The following is a 20807-nucleotide window of genomic DNA, read 5'->3' as shown; positions in this document are numbered from 1 at the left end:
CGGGGCGGGCGCGGGGTTCCGGCGGGTTTCAACGCCGGCGCGGCGCCGACGGCGGGGGCACGACCGGGCCGATGTCGCCGTCGGGCGCGGTGTCCAGGTCGACGATCACCGGGGCGTGGTCGCTGGGGCCGGCGCCCTTGCGCGCCTTGCGGTCGACCCAGGCGGCGGCGGTGCGGGCGGCCACGTCGGCCGTGGCGAGGACGAGGTCGATGCGCATGCCGAGGTCCTGGTGGAACATGCCGGCGCGGTAGTCCCAGTAGCTGAAGACCCGCTCCTCGGGCCAGCGCTCGCGAACGACGTCGACGAGGCCGAGGGCGTGCAGGGCATCGCGTTCGGCGGGCGTCACGTGAGTGGAGTCGACGAAGCGGGCGGGGTCGAACAGGTCGGCGTCGGTCGGCGCGATGTTGAGGTCGCCGGCCACAACGGTGTTCCCGTCGTCGAGGGAGTTCCTCAACGCGTCGAGCCAGGCGAGTTTGTAGCGGTAGTGGTCGGAGTCGACCTCACGGCCGTTGGGGACGTAGACGCAGTGCACGCGGATGCCGGCGCACGTCGCGGACACGGCGCGCGCTTCGGCGTGTGGGAAGCCGGGACCGTCGGGGAGGCCGTAAACGGTGTTTTCGAGTCCCACTCGGGAAAGCAGGGCGACACCGTTCCACCGCGGTTCGCCGTGGCGGGCGACGGCGTAACCGCGGTCGGCGAGTTCTTCGCCGAGAAGGGTGTCGAAGGCGTCGTCGGCGAGCTTGGTCTCCTGGAGGCAGACGACGTCGGGGCGGCGTTCGTCGAGCCACGGCAGCAGCCGGGCGGCGCGTTGACGGACCGAGTTGACGTTCCACGTGGCCAGCCTCATGGGGTCGACGTTAGAACTACCATCGCGCCCCGTGGGATCGGACACGCGCACGACCGTGACGGAACAGGTGCTCTTCGGCCGGGCGGACCTGATCCCGGACCGCACCCGGCCGACCGGGTGGACCGTGGCCGTGGACGGCGTATCGCAGTCCTATGTGGACACGCTTGATCCGACGTTCCTGCGGGTGCCGTACACGAGGTGGATGGGCGCCCTGATCGACCACCACTGGCCCGCGGGTCCGGTGGACGCCGTGCACGTGGGCGGCGGCGCGCTCACCCTGCCCCGGTACGTCGGCGCCACCCGGCCGGGGTCGCGGCAGACGGTCTTCGAGCTGGACGGGCCGCTGGTGGAGTTCGTGTCCCGCCACCTGCCGGTGCCGGACGTGGAGGTCGTCGTGGGCGACGGCGCGGCCGGCCTGCTGACGGTGGAGGGGGCGGACCTGGTCGTGCTCGACGTGTTCCGGGGAGGTGCCGTGACGACGGAGCTGCTGACCGTTCCGTACCTGCACGAGGCGGCACCGCGCGTGGCGCCGTCGGGCCTGCTGCTGGCCAACCTGTGGGACGGCCCGGACCTGACGTTCACCGGTCACGCGGTGGCGGCCCTGGACGCGGCGTTCGCGCACGTGACCCTGTTCGCGGAGGCGGCGGTGTTCCTGGGCTCGCGACCGGGGAGCGTGGTCGTGGCGGCGTCCCACGGCCCCTTGGCGGCGCAGACGTGGACCACGACCCCGAAGGCGTTCGGTCTGACCGCACCCCAGTTGACCGGACTACGGGGCCCGAAAACCCCGCTGACCACCACAAACCCGGTACAGCCGAGTGCGACCGTGCAACCGTGGCCCCGCTGAGTCCCCCACCCGGGCCCGCTGAGTGGACCACCGTCGGTAAGCTGTCGTCGAGGGCTGCTAGCTCAATTGGCAGAGCAGGAGACTTTTAATCTTCGGGTTCAGGGTTCGAGTCCCTGGCGGCCCACCAAAGCCCCAGGTCAACGACCTGGGGCTTCAGCGTCTCCAGATCACCGCCATAGCTTTGCCACACAAAACGGGTGCCGACTCCATAACCCGGCGGGGCGGTCACTCGTCCTCGGGAGGTTGCCCGAAAGCCCCCTCCAAGGCGTCGGCCGCCCGTCGATCGACCACCTTCCGACCCAGGTAGACGTCCTGCGTCATGGAAGGCCGGGAGTGGCCGAGCTGGTCCGCCACGACCCGGGCGGTGAGACCGGCCTCATCGAGGATGGTCGCCGCCGTCTTCCGGAAGACGTGCGAGGTCACCCAGGCGAACTCGGCTCCTCGCGCCTCTCGGAAGCTCCGACGGGTGTTCGACGGGTCCCGCAGGCCCCCGAGGCTGTCCGGGAAGACCGGCCCGCACGGGTAGAGCGTGATCGCCTTCCGCTGCTCCAACATCTCGACCGCCCAGGACGGCAGCAACAGCGTCCGCTCACCGGCCTCCGACTTGGTGGACTTCCTGAACAGACCCACGCCCTTGGCCCTGATCACGGTGTGGTCCACGGCCACCGTCCGCGCGTCCGGATCCACGTCTCCCCAGTACACGGCCAGCGCCTCACCGATCCGGACCCCGGTCGCCATCATGAACCGCGACAGGTCCGGCAGGTCCCGCGCTTTCGCCTTCTCATCCGCGTCGAGCCGCTTGAGGAAGAGCGTCCGTTCCTCCAGCGTGAAGGCCCTCGGCCCCTTCTTCCGGCCCTTCTCCAGCCGAGCCGTCTCCCTGGTCGGGTTCACGTCCAACGCGCCGTGTCGCACGGCCAGACCCAGGACGCCGGAGACCACCGACCGGGCGGTCTTGGCCGTCGAGACCCCGACGTTGCGCCGAAGCGCGTCCAGGAAGGCGTCCACGCGCGGAACGGTCGCCTCCCTCAGCCGGATCTCACCCAGCCCCGGCAACACGTGCCGGTCGAGGATGCTCCGGTAGGTGTCCACACTTCCGAGTGACCGCGAACCCGCGTTCGCCGCCGCCTCGAACTTGCCGAACCACAGCTCAGCCGCCTTCTTGAACCGGCTGTCAGCGGTCAGCGCATCCCCCATGGACGGCCCCGACCGTTCGGCGAGCGCCTTCTTGAGGTTCCGCTCAGCGGCCGTCTTGGTCTTTCCCAACCGCTCGACCGGCCGCGTCTTACCGTCCCGGTCGCGGTACATGGTCATGGCCCGCCATCCGGTCGCGGTCGGGTAGTGGCGGATGCTGCCGAAGGTGCCGATGGGCAGTGGAGGCCGAGGCATCAGGCCGCCTCCGAGTCCAGCGACACGAACCAGGCACGGACCTCACCAGGCAGGTACCGCAGGTGCTTGCCGACCCGACGAGCAGGCGGCCCATAGCCCTTGGTGCGCCAACCGTAGAGCGTGTGCACCGGCACTTCGAGAAAGGCGGACACGTCGGCGACGGTCCACAGCGGTTCGAATTCCCCGTTCATCTCGTCCCCCTTTGATCAAGCTGCCTGCGGAGTTGCCGAAACATCTGCGCCTGGCGGTGAGCCGGTGGCTGCGAGTAGTGCGCGGTCGTACTCGGCTCGCCATCGGGTCCGTTCGGCGATGGCGTGCATGAGTTGGTGTGCGCGTGGCGGGACGTTGGGGTCGCCGGGCCGGACCTTGTGCCAGACGAGTTGGGAGGTGTCCGGTTCCTGCTTCTCGATGCCGACCGCTGCCAAGGCGTCGAGCACGAACCGCTTCCGGTCCGCCCGGTGGTCGGCCAGGGTCTTGCCTGACCACTTGCGGGAGACGAGCACCCGGCGTCCGGGCAGGCCGAGCGTCGACCGGCGGTGCGCGCGGCCCTTGCAGTGGCCGGGGGTGGTCCGGGGACCGGCACCGCGTGGTTGGACGCCGTGAAGCAGCCAGACCGCGCATCGGTCCGAGCAGGGCGTGACGGCCAACTCGTCGGCCAGGCGGTCGGCGTGTCGGCGTTGCCGGTCGGTGCGCTGTTCGACCACCTCTCCAATTGATTTGGTGAGGTATTTGCACAGGTAGCCGATGTGGCGTCCGGCTTCTTCCGTGCCGCCGAGGATGCCCTTGGAGTGCACCTGACACCCGAAGCGGACCACGTGCGCGGGTTCGTCCGCCGCCTGGACCGCGTCGTCCCACGGGGTCAGGGGTCGGCGGGTGTCGGGATCGACGAACGCGTCGGCCCGTGCGTCCCAGACGGGCGGGTGGTCGCGGTCGTAGGCGGGTTCGTCGTGGTTGGGCCACCAGACCTGGTGGTAGGTGGCGGCGGTGACCAGGCGGATCGTGTCGTGCGGCAGCGAGCCGCGGAACGCGGCGTGCAGGTGCGGCGCGGCCCGGCGTTGGGGTTCGACGGTGGCGAAGTACTGCACGTCCCATCCGGCGACGCGGCGCAGGTTCTGCCACCAGCGGTCCACCAGCGACGCGAAGTGCACCGCGTCCCGCGCGGCACGCCGGTAGTCGTAGGTCGTCGGGTCCACGGGGGTGCCGTCGTCGTGGACGCGGCCGTAGGTGTCGAGGGTGAGCGTGACGAACATCGAGGGCCGGAACCGGCCCGCGTACTCCCTGCCCACGGTCCGCTTCTCGACCCGACGCCGGGGCAGGTCCGGCGCGTCCTGACGGCGCTTCGTAGACCGCTTCACCGGCCGTGCTGCCGGGGCGTCGGGGGACGGCAGTCGACCCCGAACGCCGAGTTGCCGAAGTTCCGCGTCTACCGAGGCGATCTCCTCCCGCAAGTCGTCGGTGTCGCCGTCGGTCTCCCGGTAGGCGGCGACCAAGTCCGCCCGCAGCGTCAGCAACGCCGTCTCGTCCTCGGACGGTCGACGCGGCGTGAGGTCGGGTTCCTCCGTCAGGTGCCAGCCCTCGCGGCACTGGGCCATCCGCAACGCCCTGGCCTTGCGGGCACACGGCCCGCACACACTCTCCACAGTGGACCCGCACGGCACGGCCACGTACCGGACTTCGAAGCTCTCCCGGTCCTCGACCTCCATCGTGAACGGCCGCACGCACACCCCGTACTTCTCCGCAGCCGCCTTGGCCACGTCCAGCGCCATGGGTTGGCGCATCCGCTCAGCGCGAGTCCCGCCGTTCATGCCGCCTCCTGCCACTGGTCGCCGTCGTCGGGCTGTTCGTGGACCCGGCCGTAGGTCAGGTAGTCGCGCAGCTCCACCAGATCGCCGTCGGTCACGTGGAACGCGCGGGCACGCTCCGGCTCGCGGCGGTCGTCCTGCTTCACCCAGGCGACACCGGGGGTGTCCTCGCCGATCTCGTGCGCCGCCGCACCCCGCTCCCGGACCCCGTCGCCGAGCACCATGTCCACCTGGCCCGGTTCGTCCAGGCGCAGCGCCACACGGGTGGAGAACAGGTGCCGGAACCCGACGACCTCCTTGCGCGGGTCCTGCACCAGACCCACCACCGCATAACCCGGCGCCCGGCCCTGCGAGGTGATCGTCTGCACCGCCCGCACCGCGCGTTCCCGCAGGCCCTTGTCCGGCTGGTAGGCGACCAGGTCCGCGAGTTCGTCCACCACCAGCACGGTGAACGGCTCACCGGCCGACCGCGTCCACAGCCGCCGCACACCCCGGTAGCGGGACGCGCGTTCCCTCACCTGCGCGGCGACGGCCTCCAACAACGCGACCGCGTCGGGCCCGTTGTCGTAGACGACGCGGTCGAACGCCTCCGGGCACTGCCCCAGCTCCATCCCGCCCTTCGGGTCGATGCCGACCAGGCGGACCAGACCCGCCCGCACCGCCGGGGCCAGGAACCAGACCAGCGACCACAGCACCGAGCCCTTGCCCGCGCCGGGCACGCCGACCACCAGGACCTGGGCGCCCAGCAACCGCAGCCGCCACGGACGCCCCGACTCCGTCACGCCGACGACCACACGGCGGAAGTCCACCTCGACCCCGCCCAGCGGCGGCACGACCACCGGCCGGGCCAACGGGTCCGAGTGCACGAGGTCCAGCTCCACCACCCGGGGCCGCAGCACCCGCACCCGACACGACCGCGCGCCGAACGAGTGCGCCAACCCCTCCCGCCGCGCCTCCCACGCCTCCGGCGCCTGGCCGGGCACCATCCGCACCCGGACCCGGTCCCGCCACCCCTCCGACCGCACCCGCCGCAACCGGGGCCGGTACTCACGCCCCCGGTCCCGACCGACCAGGCCCGACAACCGCACCACCGACCGCCACCGGGGCACGTACACCGTCGCCCGCCGCCACTCCGTCACCACCCGCAGCCAGAACCACCGCAGGAACGAGCGACGGTGCAGACCGGACCAGATCGTCACGGCTGCGACGAAGGACAACAGCACAAGGACCAATGGGGACCAGCCGAAACGCAGCAAGAACCACGCCGACAACGTTGTCAGTCCTACAGAGATCGGGTAGCGGACTGCCACAAGCACCAGGCGCACTACGGCCGCAGCCAGGACCCACGCCACCGCAGCCACCGCCGCGAACACGCCTGCCTTCCCCGGCAGCAGCGCCCACCATGGCAACCGGGGCCGGGAACCCTCGAACGGCGCAGGATCGACCCATCGCCCACTCACCGCACACCACCGGCGAAGATCAGCGAAAGCCAACCCAGGCAACCGCAGCACACCAACTGACCCGGTGCGTACACACCGAACCTGTGGCATCCCGTGCACCGGCGACCATTCGACAACTTCCACGACGTTGCACGTACGCACAGTGTTGACTTGTTCGCACCGACTGCTGATATCCTTGCCATGACCGGACATCCTTTGTCGTCAGGAAACCGCGAGAAAGATCGGTCGACAGAGTCGACGGGAACAGCACGAGGCCCGCCAAGACTTCCAGGCTGTTCCCGTCGACTCATACCGACCGGCGATATCACCCGCGATCACGGGCGGAGACGTTCCACCTTCACGGTCCGAGTCTTGTATTCGTGCGCCATGTCGAGCATGAGCGCTCTCGACCGCGCCTTGTCCAGTGCCGCTTCTCGCAGTCTGCGAATCCTGTCCCGATAGCAGTCGACACTGCCGCGATCGTCGACGAGAACGCTCGCCGTGTCGAGTTCCACATGCACGACGGCAGGGTATTCGTCGTGGTTCATGAACTCGAACTGACCGCGAAGCCAAGCCGACCCGGAGATTCCCGACGGGAGGACGCGGATGTCGATTCCGTCCCGATTGGACAGCAACACCATGTACATGAGCTGTTCGCTCATCACTTCACGACTTCCCACTACGGCGCGCAACCCGGCTTCGGGCACGAAGAACTCGAACCGGGGAGGACTCGCCTCGAACATCACCTGCTGCCGCGCCATGCGGTCGCGAACCCTGTCGTCGATCTTCTCCGGATCGACGTCGGCACCGAGAAGCAACGCGTGAACGTACGCCTGGGTCTGCAGGAGTCCGGGAATGAGTACCGGGTCGTACGCCGCTACGGCAGTGGCCGCCTTCTCGCAGTTCAACAAGGCCCACATGGTGTCGGGAAGCCCCGAGTCGTGGCCATGGACCAACATGGTGTCACCCCATTGCCGATGCACTCCCACAACACGGGCCATCGTTTCGCGGTCCGCATCGCACATCGCCAGGTACAGCACCAGTTCGTCGACCTCACATCGACGGGTACCGTTCTCCACACCTGACAACTCGGAGCGGAACCACCCCATCCGGTCGACCATCTGACCGGTCGAAATGCCCTTCGACTGACGCGCCTGACGGACCATTTCAGCGATCATTCGCCCCTGTATCCGAACGTTCCCGTACCGCAAGCCACCACGTCCCACTGTTCACCGCCCGTCACGCATCGACTTTGACGCGCACAATTTCGAAGAGGTCATCGAACCTCAAGGGGGAAAACGCCATGATCATACCCGCGATGAACGCCGGGCCGGGATAGATCTCACCATCCAGAATCCGCTTCACCGTCGACCGGTGCACACCGATTGCCTTCGCCACGGCCGAATCCGAAGGGAAACCCGCCAACCTTTTCGCTTTCCGGAACATCTCCCGCCGGAGTCTGATCGTGTACTGCACGCCGTTCACTCGTCATTCCGATCCGAAGAAGCCAACAGTTCCGCTTTCACGCGTTCGCGCCCCGCCCAATACAGGGCTTCGTGATGGTGGCCTCGATCCACTTCCGCCACCCGTTCGTACACCCGGACCGAGCGCCGGTAGAAGTCCATCCACACTTCCGAAGCGGCGTCCGGACGGGGCATCAACCGGCCTACGATGTCGTGCGCCTGACTCAACCGCTCAACCGACATCGCCTCGTTCCACCGATCTTCGGTGGGATCACTGCGCTTACGTTGCGCCATGGCATTTACGCTCATTTTCTTCCGGGGCAACGCGAGCGAGTTCGAGGCGTGCCCGTCTGGAGAACTCCACAGCCGCGACGGCACAGGCGTGGCGAGCCCACAGGGCAACGGAGACGTCACCGGCGAGGGCCCGCCACGCATCCGCCAGACGCGCATGACCTTCCGCCACGCGGAGGACCGACCGAGGATCATCCGAAGTGGACGCCTCGAACAACGCACGCACCTGCTGCGCGTACGCGACATCCCACAGCGCGACCGCTTCGGGCGACGGCCGCACCGTGTCACGCCGCCTTCGACTCGTTCACGGTCTTGTCGGGTGTCCGCCGGGCCGCACTTCCCGGAGGCGACACCAACGCCGTCGCCCGGATCGCGAAGCCCTGGTACTTGTAACGATCGCCCATGACCCGTGGCTCGACAGTCAGCCCGTCGAACGCGATCGGCCGGACCTCGATACCGGGCATGACCTGGACAGAGTCCGGCGGAACCGGCTGCACATCGGCCAGAAGCGTCACGGTCACCGACGCGTCCCGTTCCTTCTCCGCGGACGGGTCGGTCACGACCACCTTCCATTGCCGCTTACCGGTTCGTTCGTCGACGCGCTGCTTGGCGTGCTTGCCGCGTGCCTTGTCCTCTGCGCTCAGGTACTCCATGTCCGGCGCGACCTCGCCGACCATCAGCGCACCCATCGGGAAGACCTGGTCGAACGCCGCCGCGAACCGCGTCCCGTAGGGAACCGCCATCGTCCTTCACCTCCGAACCCAGCTAGCTTGCCTGTACAGATTCGAAAGTAAGCCAGCTTGGCTAGACAGGTCAAGCGGACGCACGTCGATCACCCGATTGAGCTAGCTCTCTAGGCCGTCTAGGCAGGTGCCCTACCCTGAAGCCTGTCCCATGTCCCTACTTCTCACATTGGACATTGGGACGTGGAGGAGACCGACGTGCCACTTGATCCGGACGACCCGCGTCCGCCGTACATGCAGGTCGCGAACGCCCTGAAGGCCGCGATCCTGACCAAGGTGTTCAAGCCCGGCGACCGGCTGCCGTCCCGCGCCGAGCTGGCCAAGCAGTACGACGTCGCCCCGATGACCGTCCAAAGCGCGCTCCGGGAGCTGCGCGACGACGGTCTGATCGTCTCCCGGCAGGGCAGCGGCGTCTACGTCCGAGAACGCACCGAGCGCCCGGTCGGACTGCGCCCGCACATCGAACGTGCCTTCGAGACCGACCACGTGACGATCGACTTCGCCGGGTTCTCCGGCGAGACGTTGCACGGCGTTCTCCAAGAGCCGCTCGACAAGATCCGCATCGGCCGCCTGACGCCCCAGACCATCCGCGTCCGCATGCTGGTGCCGGACCCCACCGTGCCGTGGTCGGTGCCCTGCACCGTCGAGGACAAGGCCGACAGCCCCGCGTTCCGGGACCGGATGGCCGAGATCATGCGACGGCACACGTTGGCGATCATCGACAACGTCACCGAACTCGCCGACCTGGGCCTGATCAAGGAAGCCACGGCGGAAATCCGCGTCCACGCGGCAACTCCGCTGTTCAAGCTCTACCTGATCAACAACGAGGAAGCCTTCTTCGGTTTCTACCCGGTGCGCGAACACGTCCTGACGTTGGACGGCCAGACCCAGCCGATCTACGACCTGGTCGGCAAGGACACGATCCTGTTCCACCACAGCACGACCGACGACAACACCAGCACCGGCAGCCAGTACATCGAACAGGCCCGTACCTGGTTCGACAGCATCTGGGACACCATCGCCACGGAGCACAAGCGGTGACCCTGGGCCAGGTTCCCCTGAACGACCCGACCGCACTGCGCGCCGTCCTCGCCGCCACCGACGCGCTGTTGCTCGACTTCGACGGCCCGATCTGCTCGGTGTTCGCCGGACTTCCTGCGGACCGGGTGGCCCAACGACTCAGGGATGTCCTCCGCGACGACCTCCCCGCCGAGGTCGAGAAGACCGAAGACCCGTTCGTCGTGCTCCACTACGCCGCCGAGCTGGGCGCCCACGAACTACGGGCAGTGGAAGCCGTGCTCCGGGACAGTGAGGTCGAGGCCGTCGAGTCCGCCGAACCGACCCCCGGCGCGCACGACCTCATCCGCACGTGGCCACGCACCGGCCGCAAGCTCGCCGTCGTCAGCAACAACTCAGCCGCAGCCGTCCACGCCTACCTGGACCGCACGGGCCTGCTCGACCACATCGACGCCGTGTCAGCCCGCACCGAACCCGCGCCCGCGTTGCTGAAACCCGCGCCCCACTTGCTCCACCAAGCCTGCGCACGGCTCAGTGTCGCAACTGGACGGTCGACCTTGGTCGGAGACTCCCTCACCGACCTCGAAGCCGCCAAGGCAGCTCACACCAACGCCATCGGCTACGCCAACAAACCGGGCAAGGTCGAACTGTTCACCGCCGAACGCCCCGAGGTCGTCATCACCGACATGTCGACACTGGTCTCGGCACTCACCTGAGAGGTACTGCCGAATTCGGCTCTATGGGATCAAGACGCGCCGCCTGCGGCGGCGCGTGGCCGGGTGCGGCTCACGTCGGCACCGACTCCCCGCATCGCGGCACGCCGGGCTCCCGCTTCGCTCCGCCCGTCGGCCGCGCGCGGAGTCGGTGCACGTGACCGGGACGGCGGCGCGCCAACCACCGGGGCAGCCAGGAACCACACAGCAGCTTCCAGCGCTCAGACTCCGGACGATCGCGCGGTCATGAGGCTTGGGCGAGCTGTGCACGGCGATCGGCTGCCGCAACGGCTTCGCCGTCTTGCCAACGGGTCACGGCACGCAGTTGGATGTGCGACGAGGACCAGGCCTGTCACAGCCGCTGACGCGCGAAGGTCGGCCCGCTGGTCGCGGTTGAGAGCAAGATCAACGCCACAGGTTACCCACACAGAACGACGTCGAATGACCGGCAACGTCCGTCCACTGTGTCCAGTCCGAAGACCGGTTCGCGCAGGAAGCGGCACGTGTCGAGCACGGACCGCAGACGACGAGCAACGTCGTCTCGAAATCTTCGGGTTCAGGGTTCGAGTCCCTGGCGGCCCACCATAACCGCTGGTCAACGCGAGTACGTACGACGCACTCTCGATCAGGTTCGTCACTTTCGTCGTCGGTACGCCCGGGACCGCATGTCGGTGCCTGGATCGGGTCGGGTCGTCGGTGCTGGACAGCGTTCGGCCATGCATGGCGGTGGCGATGGCCCGGAGCAGCCCGACGAGATCGACTTGCTGGTGGCCGAGTTCGACGACTGGGCGGTGGCGCGGGGGTTCGATGTCGACCCGTTCGTCGTGGAGGCGGCGTTGGACTCGGGTCTGGAGCGGCTCACGCGGTGGGATTCGGCGGATGTCGAGTGGCTCTTGCTCGAATGGTTCCTCAGATCGAGGACGAGGTCGCCGTTCGCGGCTTTCTCCGGGCGGTACAGGCCGATGAGGTCGAGTACGACCGGGACGTGCTGGCGTTGATCATGTAGCGCCACGTGCTGGAAGTGGCCGCGTTGGGTCTTCCCGACGGCGAGGCGGAGTCCTTGGCCGACGGTACCGCCATGGTCGCCCGGTTCAGGGCTTTGGTGGCTTGATCGGGTGAGGGTCGGTCGTTGACCGCGAAGAAGCACCTGCGTCCGGACGACGCCCGCGAGTTGGCACTGCTGTCGGGAGTCGACGGGTCCGCGGACCTGTCGGAGGTGTCGCTGCTGGTGGCGTGGGCCAAGGTCGCCCGACTGGTTCGGGCGTTCAAGGGACGACTCGTGCCGGTCAAGAGCGCGGTCGGCCTGGTGGACCAGATGGACGGTCTCCGAGAGCGGATGTGGGAGCGGGATCTCCCGGCGGTGCTCGCGGCACCGGAGGCCCTGGGCGCGGTCGAACCGGCCGATCCGACCCACGTGCGGGCGACTCCGCCCGGTCTGTGGGGAGCGCGGAGGATGCTGCGGGCCGAAGGCTTCGACGTGCCGTCGCCGTGAGGTCAGTTCGGCAGGTAGAGCCGGATGTCCACGTCCGGCAGGTCGGCCAGGCCCGCGTGCGGGGCCGGTCCGACTTCCGACCAGGACAGGCCGCCGTTGCCGCAGCCCAGAGCGGGCACGGCCACGGAGCGGACGTCCAAGGACACCAACGCTTCCCGTAACGCCGCTATGCCCGCCACGACGTCCGCGAGCCGCGACCGTGAACGCCAGTGCCGTTTCGTCGGCAGGTTGATCACGTAGCGCGGCACCTCCAGACCCGTCTCGTGGATCAGCAGCCGGCCCACCTCCAGCTCTCCGCGGGCGCACGCAGCGTGGTACTCCGCATGGTTCTTCGGGTACGCGCGTTTGAACGCCAGGGCTATGCCCTTGCCCATCACGCCCACCGTGTTGACGGCGTTCACGATGGCGTCCGCCTCGGCTTCCAGCAGGTTTCCCCGCACTTCTGCGATCACGAACCGGACGTTAGAGGGCGACACCGACAAAAATCCGGTCTGCGATTCCACGTCGGTCGAACACCTCTGCGAACCGCACCCGAACGTGTGACGGCGGTGGAGAGTGCTTGCGGCTCCCGATAGGGAGGGTGCATGCACCTCCTAGCAGCGCTCGCCCTGACAGCGGCGTCTTTCGTCCACGTGTCCGGCGACCTGATCAGCTACGACCCGCGGGTGCCCGAGGGTGCCCGCGCCACGGTCACGTCCATCCCGTTCGGCGGCAGCACGATCGTCGCCCTCAAGACCACCGGTCTGCTGCCCAACCGGGAGTACGGCGCGCACGCACACGTCAACGCGTGCGGTCCCAAGCCGGCCGATGCCGGGCCGCACTACCAGAACGTGCAGGGCGGGGCGACCGACCCCAAGTTCGCCAACCCCCAGAACGAGATCTGGCTCGACTTCACCACCGACGACAAGGGGCGCGGCATCTCGTACACGAAGGTCAAGTGGCAGTTCAAGGAGCGCCACGCCAACGCCGTCGTGATCCACGAGGAGCACACGCACACCGGTGAGGGTCATGCGGGAACGGCGGGCGCCCGCATCGGCTGCCTGACCGTCCGCTTCTGATCACCCCGTCCCCTGCGAGAACCCACGCGACCACGTGCCGGGACCGCCGGCCCGGCGCGTGGTCGACCGGGGATCAGGTCACAGGCGGTGCGTGAACGGGACCGCGATGGAGACCGGCACGACCGCCGGCTCCGGAAGCACGACGGCAGGCACTACGGACAGTGGTGGGACGAGCACGAGTTGCTCGGACATGACAGCGTTCCCCTTCGACAGGACGGAACGCCTGCGCCCCCACGGCGAGCCGGTCCCCTCGATCCGGCCACCGAGTCGGGAACAGACGACTCGCACCCGAGTCTCCCCGAACCGCGCGACCACTGCCACAGCCGAACGGGCGGGAACGGCGCCGTCGGCGGGCTAGCCTTGACCCCGTGGACCCGGCACCGTCGCTCAAGATCGGCCCGTACGCGGTCGATCCCGCCGTCGTGCTCGCGCCGATGGCCGGCATCACGAACGTGGCCTTCCGACAGCTCTGCCGCGAGTTCGGCAGCGCCGACTCCCTCTACGTGTGCGAGATGATCACCGCACGCGCCGTCGTCGAACGCGATGCCAAGACGATGGAGATGATCACCTTCGGCGAGGGCGAGCGGCCACGCTCGATGCAGCTCTACGGCGTCGACCCGAAGTCCATGGCCGAGGCCGTGCGGATCGTCGTCGGCGAGGACCGGGCCGACCACGTCGACATGAACTTCGGCTGCCCCGTCCCCAAGGTCACGCGCAAGGGCGGCGGCGCGGCACTGCCCTACAAGCGCCGGCTCTTCCGGCAGATCGTGCGGGCCGCCGTCCGCGCGGCCGAGCCCGCGGGCGTCCCGGTGACCGTGAAGTTCCGGATCGGGATCGACGACGAGCACCTCACCTACCTCGACGCGGGCCGCATCGCCGCCGACGAGGGCGCCCAAGCCGTCGCGCTGCACGCGCGCACGGCCGCCCAGCGCTACTCCGGCGAGGCCGACTGGACCGCGATCGCCCGGCTCAAGGAGGCCGTCACGAACGTGCCCGTGCTCGGCAACGGCGACATCTTCAGCGCCCAGGACGCCCTGGACATGGTCGCGAAGACCGGCTGCGACGGCGTCGTGGTCGGCCGCGGCTGCCTGGGCCGGCCGTGGCTGTTCGGCGAACTCCAGGCCGCCTTCCGGGGCCAGCCGCCACCGCCGCCGCCGAAGCTGGGCAAGGTCGCGGAGATCCTCGGCCGCCACGGCGCGCTGCTCGCCGACCACCTCGGCGAGGAGAAGGGCGTCCGGGACCTGCGCAAGCACATGGCCTGGTACCTCAAGGGCTTCCCGGTCGGCTCCGAGCTGCGCCGGTCGTTGGCGATGGTGGGCACGCTCGCCGAGCTGGACGACCTGCTCGGCCGCCTCGACCACGACGCGGAGTCCCCGGTCGACGCCGAGGGGCCGCGCGGACGTCAGGGCTCGCCCGCGAAGGTCGTGCTGCCGGAGGGCTGGCTGGACGACCCCGAGGACGACACGGTCCCGCTCGGTGCCGACGTGATGCACTCCGGTGGCTGACAAGCGCGGCGCACTCGCCGCCCTCTGCGCACTCCTGCTCACCGGGTGCGGTCCCGCCGTGGCGGGCACGCCGAAGCCGCTGACGATCACCGACACCGAGCGCGCGCTCGTCTCCGGCTACTTCGACAACCTCAACAAGGCCGGCACGGCGGGCGTCGACAAGCAGCGCGAGCTGCTGCGGGAGACGCAGCACCCCGATTTCGAGGACGACGACTGCGAGCTGCCGGAGGGCACGCTGCGGGTCGTGCCGACGCTGGCCACGTTGCGGCTCGACGCCGACTGGACACCACCCGAACAGGACGAACACCCGCGGGGCGTGGTGTTCGTGGTCGCCGTAACGTTGACCCTGTTCCAGGAAGGCACGGAAATCGGCAGCCAGATCGGCTCGCAGCACGTCGTGCTGCTCAACGGCCGGGCCTACGGTTTCGCGCCCTGCATCACGCGCAAGTGACCCACCCGTCTCCGTGACGACGTGATTGCGGAAAGTCACCGATTCGGAGCAGTGCACGGTCAACCAGTCGAGGGAAATCACCCGCCGACCTGTCCCTGCGGCTCAAGAGCCGCCTCATCAGGGACGACACCTTGGCAAGTAGGGAGGTGAGCACGATGACCGCACTGCGACCCGAGATCGTCGAGCCCGACGGTCTGGCCGACGGGCCCGACCTGGTCCACCTGCACGAGTCGATCGCGACCCTGCTCGCCGCCCGCGGGCAGTGGCGTCAGGCGTACCGGCACCTGCGTTCGGCGTACGACCTGGCGTTCGCCGAGCAGGACGTGCGACCGATGGTGCCCGAGCAGTTGCGCCGCGAGGTCGACCGGCTGCGGCGCGAGCACGCGGAGGCCCGGGAGCAGAGCCTGCGGGACAGCCTCACCGACAGCTACAACCGCCGGTACCTCGACCAGCGCCTGGTGTCGCTGGTGGCCGAGCGCGGCGGCGGCGCGGAACTGGCCATCGCGCTGGTGGACCTGGACTGGTTCAAGCAGGTCAACGACACGTTCGGCCATCTGCTCGGCGACCGCGTGCTCCAGAACGTGGTGGAGCTGTTGCAGGTCGACCTGCCGGACGGCGCGTTCTGCGCGCGCTACGGCGGTGAGGAGTTCGTGCTCGTGCTGCCGGACGTGGACGCCGCCGAGGCCGTCCGGATCGCCGAGACGACCCGGTCGCGTGTCGAGCGTCACGCCTGGGATTCGCTCGCGCCGGGGCTGCGGGTGACCGTGAGCATGGGACTGGCGTGCGAACCGCCGGCGGGGGACGCGTCGACGCGACCGGCCGTTGCTCCTGAGCAACAGTTGTTGCGCGCGGACAGCCTCCTGTACTCGGCGAAGCAGTCCGGTCGCAACGCGGTCGCCTACCGGGAGGGCGGTCGGGTCCGCCTGGCCGGTCCCGCTTCCGGGCGACGCGGAATCACCGAGCCGCGCGTAGCCGGTTACTGAGCATCAAATAATTCTCACTCCTTCGGGGGGTAGTAGCGGGCTTGTACCGCAGTCCTACCGACCCCTGTATCACCGGGAGTGGTCGTCAGGATCGGCTGTCATCCGTAGTATCGCCAACGCAAGTGACACGCCGTTGGTGCAACCACTGTGTCCTTGATGTCGTCAACTCGTGATGACAACCCAGTAATGACCGAAGCTGAAGGGAGACCGGGTGCCCGACGAGCCCCGCCGCGACGGCACCGGTTCCCGCGCTGACCTGGGCCCCGAAGACGACCTCCCGACCGGACGTCGGCGCAGGTCGCGGGAGGACGGCGGCGGACTGAGCGTCTCCGAACTGCTGGAGCAGCACAGCCGCACCGACCTCCCCCGCCCGGTCCCGCCGGACGGGCCGACCGGCCGCCGGCGACTCGCGGACACCGAAGACCGGCCCGAACACCGCCCGACACCGCCCGCCTCCGCGACCTCGGACGATCCCGTCGGCTTCCGCCGCTCCACACCCGAGGCCGACCGACGAGGCCGCCGCGGCGGACGCCGTGCCGCGGCCGAGCAGGACGGCGCGGAACCCCGTGAGGGCGGCCGACGCCGCCGCGCGGACGACACACCGCTGTCCGATCCGGGCCTGCGCCCCGAACGCGGCCCGGAAGCCCGCCGCGCCCGCCTGGACGACGGTGGCCGCCAGACCGCCGCACCGGGCACCGACTTCGGCCGCACCGGCAACCCGGACAATCCCCGTCGTGCGGACACCCGCGCCGCCGAGCCGCACCCGACCGCCGGCAGCGGACAGCCCGCCCCGGACGAACCCCCCGGCCGACGCCGCTCCCGGCCCGACGGGACCGACGGTCGGGCCCGTCCCGATCGGCAGACCGCGGCCGAAAACGGACGCGGAGTCGCCGGGCACGGCCGTCCGGGCCCGGCGGACGGACGCCGCACCGGCGAACCGGAACTCCCCGCCCCGGACGGCGGACGCCGGACCGGACCCGGCAACGGACGCCGCGCGGCCGGACCGGACCTGCCCGCCGCGAACGGCGGACGTCGCGCCCTGCCCGACGAACCCGACCACCGGACCGGCACGACCGCCGGACGCCGGACGAGCGAACCGGAGCCGAACGGCGGACGTCGGGTGCTGCCCGACGGACCGGACCACCGGGGCGAAGCAGGCGGCGGACGTCGTACCGCCGAGCCGGAACCGCCCGCCGCGCACAGCGGGCGACGGGCCTTGCCCGACGAGCCCGACCAGGTCCGGACAGGTCCCCGGACCGAAGGCGGCAGGCCGGGGCGCGCGGACGGGCGTCGAGGCGCCGACGCCGACGGCGGACACCGTTTCGCGGCCGAGGACGAAGAACCCGGCCGCGGACGTCCCCAGGACGACGGGCGTCGGAGCCGATCGGGCCGCGGTCGCGAGGCCGACGGCGGACGTCGCGTCCCGCCCGGTGGTCAAGGACTTCCTCCCACCGAGCCGGGCAACGGGCGCCGCGCACCGGAACCCGGCCCGCGTGGTCGGGACCTGCCCGAAGCCGGTGGCCGACCCGACGTCGGACCGCGTCTCGGCGAGGTGGACGACGGCGGTCCCGCCCGGCGGGCCGGCGACCACGACCCCCGACGACTCGCCGAACCCGACCGTGCCGGCCGCCGGCCCGAGCCGCGGCGGCTCGCCGAACCCGATCAAGACCCGGGGTACCGGCGTGGACCCGAGGACGGTTCCGGTCCGCACCGGCTTCCGCCCGGCGACCCGCGCCAAGGCCCCGACTCGCGCCGCTTCGCCGCTCCCGGCGACCCGCGTCGACCCGACGGCGACAGCGGCCCCCGGCGTCGGCCGGACCAACCGCACCTCCCGGCAGCCGAACACGCCGGCCAGGGGCCTGGTCCCGACACCCGGGACCGCCCGCCCGCCCCCGACCCGCGGCGCACGTCGGAGTCGGGCGAACCCCGATCCGGCGTGCCCGGACCGGACTCCCGCCGCATCCCGGCCCCCGACGGCCCCGACCCGCGGCGAAGCTCCGACTCGCGCCGCATGCCGCTGCCCGGCGGCCCGGTGCCGGATGCCGACGACCTCCGACGAGGCGCACCCGGACCCGACGGCCCGGATTCGCGCCGCATGCCGCCCGACGGCTCCGGGCCACGCCGGATGCCGCCGCCCGGCCCGAACGGTCCGGACTCGCGGCGTGTCCCCCGACCCGGCGGACCGGATCCGCGACGCGGGCCGGACCCCGACTTCGACCGCGCCGAACCGGGGCGCGACGGATCCGATTCCCGTCGCATGCCGTTGCCCGGCCACAACGGGTCCGACTCGCAGCGCATGCCGCTGCCCGGCCACAACGGTCCCGAACCGGGGCGCGACGGGTCCGACTCGCGACGCATGCCGTTGCCCGGCAACGACGGTCCCGGCCCGCGCCGCGACGGATCGGACTCCCGGCGCATGCCGCTGCCCGGCCCGAACGGTGCCGACCCGCGCCGCGACGGTCCGGATTCCCGCCGCCTGCCCGATGCCGACGCACCCGACCAGCGCCGCGGCGCGTCGGACTCGCGGCGCATGCCCGCGCCCGGTCCCGACGGGTCCGACTCACGCCGGATGCCGGTGCCCGACCTCGACCCGCGCGGCCCGGGAGCCCGGCGTCCCCACGACGCCGAGGGTCCCCAGGGCACCGGCCACACCCCGCGCCGGCTCGCCGCCGACGCGGAACCGGCCGACGGGCACGTGCCGCGCAGGCTCGCGAGTGACGGTCCCGGCGTCGCGGACCGGCTCGCCGGCACCCCGAACGGCGACTCCCAAAGCAGTGGGCCCCAAAGCAGTGGACCCCAGAACGCGGGCCCCCAGAACGCGGGCCCGCAGAACGCGGGCCCGCAGAACGCGGGCCCGCAGAACGCGGGTCCCCAGAACGGCGCCCAGAACAGCGGCCCCCGCAACGCCGGCCACCCGGACCAGGGCCGGCCGCCCGGCGGCCCCAAGCCGCCCGGACCCGACCCGCGCGAGGGGATCGACCCGGCGAGCCTGACCACCGAGATGGAGGTCATCAGCGACGAGGTCGCCAAGCGCCGCGAGGTCGACCACACGCTGGCCCGGTTCTCCGCGGTGCACGACGAACTCGCCGAGCAGGAGCGCCTGCGCAAGGAACGCCGGCAGAAGCTCATGCCGTGGAAGTCCGAGGCCGACGAGGACGCCACCCAGTACGCCTCGCCGGTCGACGGCGACGACGAAGAGGGGCCCGCGCGGCGGGAACGCAGCCCGAAGCACAAGCGGATCGTGCGACTGGTCAAGATCGTCGCGCTCGCGGCGGCCGTCCTGGTGTTCGTCTCCACCGGCCTGGGCTGGGGCGCCATGGTCTACCTGGACAGCAAGATCCAGGAGATCAAGGCACTGCCCGGGGACGACAAGAACGTCCACCAGGCCGAGAAGCAGTTGGGCGACGAGAACTTCCTCATCGTCGGCTCCGACACCCGCGCGGGCGCGAAGCCCGAGGACGGTGTCGGCACCGAGCAGAAGGAGAAGGGCGCCCGCTCGGACGTCCTGATGCTCGCCCACATCCCGGCGGACCGGAAGCGGGTCGTCGTCGTGTGGGTGCCGCGCGACCTGCGCATCACCCGCCCGGCCTGCGAGCGCTGGGACTACACGACCGGCCAGTACACCGGCGAACAGCTCGAACCCGCCGAGGACGTGCTCGCCAACGAGGCGTACGCCGACGGCGGTCCGCTCTGCGTCACGAAGTTCATGACCGACCTGACCGGCCTGAAGATCAACCACTTCGTGTCCGTCGACTTCAACGGTTTCAAGGGCATGGTCGACGCGGTCGGCTCGGTCGAGGTGTGCGTACCGAAGGTCATGGAGGACGGCAAGCTCGGCATGATCTTCGACAAGCCGGGCAAGTACGAGATCAGCGGTCAGAAGGCCCTGGACTACGTGCGCGCGCGCTACGTGCTCAACGAGCAGTTCGCCGACTACGACCGGATCGAGCGGCAGAAGAAGTTCCTGTCCGCGTTGCTCAAGAAGGTCCTGTCGTCGGAGACCCTGCTCAGCCCGGGCAAGCTCAAGGCGTTCATGGAGGCGTTCGCCGCCTCGACCTCGGGCGAGAACATCGGCGTCAACGACATGCTCACGCTCGCGGAGTCGTTGCAGGGCCTGGAGGCCGGCCGGGTCAGCTTCATCACCGTGCCGCACGAGACCTCCGAGGGACCGACGCCGTCCCCGAACGACAACAAGGAACTGCTGAAGCTCCCGGAGACCAAGACGCTGTTCCAGGCGGTGATCGACGGCCTGCCGCTGCCCGGCGAGACGCCGGCCAAGCAGACGCAGCCGAGCACCACGGGTTCCGCCGAGAAGCCGGCGCCCAAGCAGGGCAAGGTGATCGACCCGAAGCAGGTCAAGGTCCAGGTGCGCAACAGCGAGAACGGGGTCGGCGGCGCGGCTGCCACGACCGCGGAAGCGTTGCAGGGCTTGGGTTTCGACGTCGTGTTCACCGGAAGTGCACCCTCGGTGGACAAGACCGTGATCCGCTACGCGACCGGTCGCGAGGACTGGGCGGCGACGCTCAAGGCCGCGATACCGGACTCGGAGCTGGTGCTCGACGAGAGCATGGGCGGTGCCGTCCAACTGGTGCTCAGCCCCGACTGGGACGAGAAGGTCGTGCCACCACAGGCCGGCGCGAGCGACCCGGACAAGCCGACGACACCGAAGGATCTGTCCATTGTGAACGCTGCGAGCGACCCCTGCGCCTAGCCCATCTGGACGCCTTCGGTTCATCTCGGGTTCATCGGGGTATGTCGCTGCCGCGACAACGC

19 protein-coding genes and 1 tRNA gene are annotated in these 20807 nt (G+C 70.1%); 10 read left to right on the top strand and 10 right to left on the bottom strand.

The genetic code is table 11. The features are described from left to right. Positions 1-28 precede the first annotated feature (28 nt). Positions 29-847: an exodeoxyribonuclease III gene (locus tag F4559_RS00225; RefSeq protein WP_184665576.1), complete on the bottom strand. Its 819-nt coding sequence runs from the start codon at positions 845-847 to the stop codon at positions 29-31. A 31-nt stretch (positions 848-878) separates the two neighbouring features. Here F4559_RS00225 and F4559_RS00220 point away from each other — a divergent pair, with 31 nt between their 5' ends. Both F4559_RS00220 and F4559_RS00215 read left to right on the top strand, forming a co-directional pair. Continuing rightward, positions 879-1691 (top strand): spermidine synthase, encoded by an 813-nt coding sequence (locus F4559_RS00220; protein ID WP_184665575.1) that lies wholly within the window; start codon positions 879-881, stop codon positions 1689-1691. 51 nt (positions 1692-1742) lie between these two features. Further along, a tRNA-Lys gene (locus tag F4559_RS00215) sits at positions 1743-1818 on the top strand. A 98-nt stretch (positions 1819-1916) separates the two neighbouring features. Here the strand turns inward: F4559_RS00215 and F4559_RS00210 are convergent. The 8 genes from F4559_RS00210 to F4559_RS00175 all read right to left on the bottom strand — a co-directional run bounded on the left by F4559_RS00210 (position 1917) and on the right by F4559_RS00175 (position 8815). Continuing rightward, a complete protein-coding gene (locus tag F4559_RS00210; protein ID WP_184665574.1) occupies positions 1917-3077 on the bottom strand; it encodes a tyrosine-type recombinase/integrase in 1161 nt (386 codons plus the stop codon). Then, positions 3077-3268 carry a helix-turn-helix transcriptional regulator gene (locus F4559_RS00205; protein WP_184665573.1) on the bottom strand — a complete coding sequence of 64 codons (192 nt, stop codon included), beginning with the start codon at positions 3266-3268 and terminating at the stop codon, positions 3077-3079. The genes F4559_RS00210 and F4559_RS00205 overlap by 1 nt, the downstream gene beginning before the upstream one ends. A gap of 15 nt (positions 3269-3283) precedes the next feature. Continuing rightward, positions 3284-4882 (bottom strand): replication initiator, encoded by a 1599-nt coding sequence (locus F4559_RS00200; RefSeq protein ID WP_184665572.1) that lies wholly within the window; start codon positions 4880-4882, stop codon positions 3284-3286. Continuing rightward, entirely contained in the window at positions 4879-6078 is a 1200-nt protein-coding gene (locus tag F4559_RS00195; protein WP_312865409.1) for an FtsK/SpoIIIE domain-containing protein, read from the bottom strand. The genes F4559_RS00200 and F4559_RS00195 overlap by 4 nt, the downstream gene beginning before the upstream one ends. Before the next feature lie 575 nt (positions 6079-6653). After that, the gene (locus F4559_RS00190; RefSeq protein WP_184665570.1) at positions 6654-7496 is read right to left on the bottom strand and encodes a helix-turn-helix domain-containing protein; all 843 of its coding nucleotides are present in this window, start codon (positions 7494-7496) and stop codon (positions 6654-6656) included. Between the two features lie 61 nt (positions 7497-7557). After that, positions 7558-7794 (bottom strand): transcriptional regulator, encoded by a 237-nt coding sequence (locus F4559_RS00185; protein ID WP_184665569.1) that lies wholly within the window; start codon positions 7792-7794, stop codon positions 7558-7560. A 5-nt stretch (positions 7795-7799) separates the two neighbouring features. Then, positions 7800-8075 (bottom strand): AMED_5909 family protein, encoded by a 276-nt coding sequence (locus F4559_RS00180; protein ID WP_246445016.1) that lies wholly within the window; start codon positions 8073-8075, stop codon positions 7800-7802. A gap of 281 nt (positions 8076-8356) precedes the next feature. Next, positions 8357-8815, bottom strand: coding sequence for a hypothetical protein (locus tag F4559_RS00175; RefSeq protein WP_184665568.1), 459 nt, complete (start codon positions 8813-8815; stop codon positions 8357-8359). Positions 8816-9049: 234 nt separating this feature from the next. Here F4559_RS00175 and F4559_RS00170 point away from each other — a divergent pair, with 234 nt between their 5' ends. The 3 genes from F4559_RS00170 to F4559_RS00160 all read left to right on the top strand — a co-directional run bounded on the left by F4559_RS00170 (position 9050) and on the right by F4559_RS00160 (position 12037). Further along, positions 9050-9856: a GntR family transcriptional regulator gene (locus tag F4559_RS00170; RefSeq protein ID WP_184675309.1), complete on the top strand. Its 807-nt coding sequence runs from the start codon at positions 9050-9052 to the stop codon at positions 9854-9856. Then, positions 9853-10548 carry an HAD family hydrolase gene (locus F4559_RS00165; RefSeq protein ID WP_184665567.1) on the top strand — a complete coding sequence of 232 codons (696 nt, stop codon included), beginning with the start codon at positions 9853-9855 and terminating at the stop codon, positions 10546-10548. The genes F4559_RS00170 and F4559_RS00165 overlap by 4 nt, the downstream gene beginning before the upstream one ends. 1126 nt (positions 10549-11674) lie before the next feature. Continuing rightward, complete coding sequence (locus F4559_RS00160; protein ID WP_184665566.1) at positions 11675-12037, top strand: hypothetical protein; 363 nt, start codon at positions 11675-11677, stop codon at positions 12035-12037. Between the two features lie 2 nt (positions 12038-12039). Here the strand turns inward: F4559_RS00160 and F4559_RS00155 are convergent, their stop codons facing one another. Continuing rightward, on the bottom strand, positions 12040-12489 hold the full coding sequence (locus F4559_RS00155) for a macro domain-containing protein (RefSeq protein ID WP_184665565.1): 450 nt from the start codon (positions 12487-12489) through the stop codon (positions 12040-12042). A 132-nt stretch (positions 12490-12621) separates the two neighbouring features. Between F4559_RS00155 and F4559_RS00150 the strand changes: the two genes are divergently transcribed. The 5 genes from F4559_RS00150 (at position 12622) to F4559_RS36160 (ending at position 20745) form a co-directional block, all read left to right on the top strand. Continuing rightward, positions 12622-13095 (top strand): superoxide dismutase family protein, encoded by a 474-nt coding sequence (locus F4559_RS00150; RefSeq protein WP_184665564.1) that lies wholly within the window; start codon positions 12622-12624, stop codon positions 13093-13095. Positions 13096-13463: 368 nt separating this feature from the next. Further along, on the top strand, positions 13464-14600 hold the full coding sequence (dusB, locus tag F4559_RS00145; RefSeq protein ID WP_312865408.1) for a tRNA dihydrouridine synthase DusB: 1137 nt from the start codon (positions 13464-13466) through the stop codon (positions 14598-14600). Continuing rightward, complete coding sequence (locus F4559_RS00140) at positions 14593-15051, top strand: hypothetical protein (protein ID WP_184665563.1); 459 nt, start codon at positions 14593-14595, stop codon at positions 15049-15051. Before dusB ends, F4559_RS00140 begins: the two co-directional genes overlap by 8 nt. A 155-nt stretch (positions 15052-15206) precedes the next feature. Then, positions 15207-16034: a GGDEF domain-containing protein gene (locus F4559_RS00135; RefSeq protein WP_184665562.1), complete on the top strand. Its 828-nt coding sequence runs from the start codon at positions 15207-15209 to the stop codon at positions 16032-16034. Positions 16035-16245: 211 nt separating this feature from the next. Next, positions 16246-20745 (top strand): LCP family glycopolymer transferase, encoded by a 4500-nt coding sequence (locus tag F4559_RS36160; protein WP_184665561.1) that lies wholly within the window; start codon positions 16246-16248, stop codon positions 20743-20745. Positions 20746-20807: the final 62 nt, after the last annotated feature.

It is taken from the genome of Saccharothrix violaceirubra (genome assembly GCF_014203755.1).
Taxonomy (GTDB): Bacteria; Actinomycetota; Actinomycetes; order Mycobacteriales; family Pseudonocardiaceae; genus Actinosynnema; species Actinosynnema violaceirubrum.
The sequence above is the reverse complement of the archived record's forward strand: the minus strand, read 5'-3'. Positions and strand labels throughout refer to the sequence as shown.